This is a genomic window from Pseudomonas morbosilactucae (assembly GCF_023241665.1).
Taxonomy (GTDB): Bacteria; Pseudomonadota; Gammaproteobacteria; order Pseudomonadales; family Pseudomonadaceae; genus Aquipseudomonas; species Aquipseudomonas morbosilactucae.
The window spans coordinates 1-535 of the sequence record NZ_JALQCX010000103.1 but is presented as its reverse complement, the minus strand read 5'-3'; the positions used below and the strand labels follow the sequence as shown (position 1 = coordinate 535).

Here is a 535-nt window from a genome sequence, read left to right as displayed (position 1 = left end):
GGGTCAACGTGGAAGTACGTCTTGGCAGCGGCGCGATTGGCACAGGCGCGGCCGGCGTCGGCGGTGATGCTCAAGGCAGCACCCTGACCAGCATCGAAAATGTCATTGGCTCGGCCTTCAATGACATCATTACCACTGGCCGAGATGCCTCCACCACTGTCTTCCGCCTTGAGGGTGGTGCAGGTGATGACATCTACTACATCAACACCGGCACGACGCCGGTCATCATCGAAAAAGCCGGTGACGGTATCGATGAAGTGCGGGTGTCAGTGATCAATACGAGCGGCACCATCCTGGCGGCCAACGTTGAAAACCTCACCTACATCGGTAACCAGAGTTTCATCGGTTACGGTAACGACAGCGACAACATCATCACCGGCGACTCGGGCAACGACACCCTGTACGGTGGCGCGGGTGCCGACCAATTCTTCGGTGGGGCCGGTTACGACATCGTCGGCTACACAGACAGCAAAACCGGCGTGACAATCAACCTGAAAACCGGGGTGAATACTGGCATTGCGGCTGGCGACACCTA

General features: G+C 57.9%; 1 protein-coding gene. It reads left to right on the top strand.

Translation table 11 applies throughout. The features are described 5' to 3' along the window. On the top strand, nt 1-535 hold a 535-nt coding region (locus M1B35_RS31730; protein ID WP_425273466.1), incomplete at both ends, for a calcium-binding protein.